Annotated in this window: 3 protein-coding genes; 1 reads left to right on the top strand and 2 read right to left on the bottom strand. The window is 70.6% G+C overall.

Annotated features, from left to right (window positions below):
- On the bottom strand, positions 1-247 hold a 247-nt coding region (locus tag ABZ281_RS32960; protein ID WP_356661477.1), incomplete at its 3' end, for an FAD-dependent oxidoreductase.
- Positions 248-402: 155 nt separating this feature from the next.
- On the opposite strand from ABZ281_RS32960, the gene ABZ281_RS32955 reads away from it, so the two are divergent.
- The gene (locus ABZ281_RS32955) at positions 403-1,599 is read left to right on the top strand and encodes a cytochrome P450 (RefSeq protein WP_356661475.1); all 1,197 of its coding nucleotides are present in this window, start codon (positions 403-405) and stop codon (positions 1,597-1,599) included.
- Between the two features lie 94 nt (positions 1,600-1,693).
- Here the strand turns inward: ABZ281_RS32955 and ABZ281_RS32950 are convergent.
- Positions 1,694-3,329, bottom strand: a 1,636-nt coding sequence (locus ABZ281_RS32950) for a S8 family serine peptidase (RefSeq protein ID WP_356661473.1), incomplete at its 5' end; no start/stop codon positions are given.

Raw genomic sequence — 3,329 nt, 5'->3', positions numbered from 1 at the left:
GTGGGAAGGGGCCGCCGGCGGCCTTCACCGCGTCGGTGAGACCGAGGTCGTCGAACGCCTCCAGCGTGCGTGCCTGAAGGCTCTTGCCGCGTGAACCGGCGGGGAGTCGTTCGGTCGCCTCGATGACGTGGGTACGCACGCCGCGCCTGGCCAGGTCGCAGGCGAGGGTGAGGCCGGTCGGTCCGCCACCGACGACCAGCACGTCGACGGTCGTCTGCTGTGGTGTCCGAGAGGTGGGATCGGGCACGTCTCCCCGCTTTCTGCCGTCTGCCCCGGCACTGGATGCATGGAGCGGCGCTCTGCCGCACTATGCGAAATGTCCCCCACGGGCGGGGCGGCAGTGGCCCGTGCCCACCGGTTCCGCCCACATGGCCGCACCACCGCACGAGCTCAGGAGCACACATGGCTCACACCGCCGCCTGCCCCTTCGACTACAGCGAGCAACTCGAGTTCGATCCGTCCCTCGCACAGCTCATGGCCCGCGGCCCGGTCAGCCGTATCCGGCTCTCCTACGGCGAAGCCGAGGCGTGGCTGGTCACCACCTTCGACGGCGTACGCCAGGTGACGACCGACCCCAGATTCAGCCGGGCCGCCATCGTCGGCCGCGACTACCCCCGGATGACCCCCGAGCCGATCGTCTCCCCGGAATCGATCAACGTCATGGACCCGCCGCGCGGCACCCGACTGCGCCACGCCGCCGCCCGGGCCTTCACACAGAGCAGCGTGAAGCGCATGACGCCGGCCATCGAGGAGGTGGCCCACCGGCTCGTGGACGAGATGGTCGAGCACGGCCCACCGGCCGACCTGGCCCGTGGACTGTCCGAGCCGCTGCCCAACCACACCATCTGCGCCCTGCTGGACGTACCCGACGAGGACCGGCCGCTCATGCTGCGCCTCACCCAGCAGATGCTGGCCACCGCGCCCGATGCCCGGCAGACGGCGGCCGAAGCCAAGCAGCACCTGCGCGCCTACTTCACCACGCTCGTCGCCGAACGCCGGGAGGACGGGGGCAGCGACCTCATCACCACCATGGCCGCCGGCGACGAAGGGGAGGAGCCCCTGAGCGACGACGAGCTGGCGGTCCTGGCGCTGACCCTCATCCTCAGCGGCAACGACACGGCCACCTGCCAGATCAGCAACATCGCCTACGCCCTGCTGACCCGCCCCGAGCTCCACGACCTGCTGCGGCGCAGTCCGGAACAGCTTCCCCGGCTGCTGGACGAACTCCTGCGGCACATCCCCTTCCGCAAGGGCGTCGGCATCCCGCGCGTCGCGCTGGAGGACGTGGAGCTGGAAGGAGTGCTGATCCGCGACGGAGACTTCGTGCACGTCTCCTATCTGGCGGCCAACCGGGACCCGGAGGTGTTCGCGGACCCCGACGTCCTCGACGTCGACCGTGCGTCCCACCCTCATATGACGTTCGGCTGGGGCGGCCATCACTGCGTCGCCAGCACCCTCGCCATCTCGGAACTCAGGACCGCGATCGGGGTCCTGTTCACCCGCCTCCCCCGATTGCGCCTGGCCCTACCGGCTCAGGACGTGCCCTGGGACACCCAGACCATCCGGCGCTTCCCCCTGGAGCTGCCCGTGACGTGGTGAGGGGCGCGGGTACGGCCCGGTCCTGCTCCTTGCGGCGGGGCGCCGATACGCCGCCCCGCCGCGAGGAGTTCACGCACCCGGTGGAACCCTCCCGCTAGAAGGTGAGGTTCCAGGCGTCGATCCGCCCGGTGTCCTGTGTCGCGGTGTCGCGGACACGCAGCTTCCACGTACCGGACGCGGACTCCGACGAGGCGTCCACCGTGTACGTCTTCACCACGTCGTCCCCGCTGTCGCCGTCGGCGAAGTCCTCCAGCGGGTAGACCGACCCGTTGGGGGCGACGAGCGACAGCACCAGGTCGCCGCGGTACGTGTGCTTGACGTCCACACCGACCTTCAGCGCGGCCGGGGCGTTGCCCGTCACACCGGTCACGGTGATCGGCGATTCCGCCGTGGCGTTGTCGGCGACGGTGACGTCGGCGGTGTTCTCGAAGTACCGCCCGGGCGGCGGCGTGGTGCCACCGACGGCCTTCAGCGCGTCGACCTGACCCTCCCCGAAGAAGGCGTTCTTCGCCGTGGTGCCGGTGCAGCGGCTGTCGGACGGGCACGCGGTGTCCGTGGCCTGGGTTCCCAGCCGCGCGCGCAGATCAGCGGGGGTGGCGGCCGGATCGGCACTCTTCAGCAGCGCGGCGACACCGGCAACGTGCGGCGAGGCCATCGAAGTACCGTTCATGTTCCCGTACTTGCCGCCGGGGAGCGTGGAGTAGACGCCGTAGGCTCCGTCGCCGCCCGGGGCCGCGACGTCGATGACGTGCCGGCCGAAGTTGGAGTACGCCGCCTTGATGCTTCCGTTGCCCATCGCCGCGACGGTCACCACGCCCGGCAGCTCCGTCGGGAGGTCGATGCAGGCGTTGGTGAGGGTGCGGTTGACGGGGGTGGAGTCGTTCGGGCTGGAGCTGTCGGTGCGCTTGTTCGCCAGGTCGTAGTTGGAGTTGCCCGCGGCCGCGACCTGGAGGGAACCCTTGCCCTCCGCGTACTCCTGCGCCCGGCGCACGCCCTCGATGATGGCCGCCTGGTCCGGGTCGTCAGGGCAGTTGAACATCCAGGGGTCCGTGTAATAGCTGTTGTTGGTGACGTCGAAACCGTGATCACCGGCCCACATGAAGCCGCAGACGGTGTTCTCGGCGAAGAACATGCTCGTACTCGGTTCCGCGACACGCACCGAGGCGATCTTCACGCCCGGCGCGACGCCGACCACTCCCTTGCCGTTCTTCGCGGCGGCGATGGTGCCTGCGACGTGCGTGCCGTGGCTGCCGACGTCACGCCAGGCGCCGGCCCGGGCGTCGGCCTTGCCGTAGGCGCAGGAGACGGAGTCCGCCGTGTCGAAGTTGGGCGCGATGTCCTGGTGCCGGTCGTCCACCCCGGTGTCGAGGACGCCCACCGTGACGGACGCCGAGCCGGTGCTGACGGCCCAGGCCTTGTCGGCGTTGATCCTGGTCATGTCCCACCGCGCGGTCTCGGTGAGCGTGGTGGGCGACTGCCCTGGAGTGCTCGGCAGGGTGGGGGAGTAGGCGTCGGCGGGGACGTCCGAGGTGCGGGTCGCACCCACCTTCTGCACGCCCGCGACGGAGCGCATGGCGGCGGTGAAGCCGGCCGACGAGGAGTGGGCGACCACGACGCCGATCGCGTCGTAGTGCGCGAAGACCGAACCGCCGTTCGCCGCGACGGCGTTGCGAGCGGCGGAGGTGTCGCCGGGAGCGGTGATGACGAGGTAGGAGCGGGTTCCGGCGGCC

Source organism: Streptomyces sp. NPDC006265, from assembly GCF_040613555.1.
GTDB lineage: Bacteria > Actinomycetota > Actinomycetes > Streptomycetales > Streptomycetaceae > Streptomyces.
The sequence above is the reverse complement of the archived record's forward strand: the minus strand, read 5'-3'. Positions and strand labels throughout refer to the sequence as shown.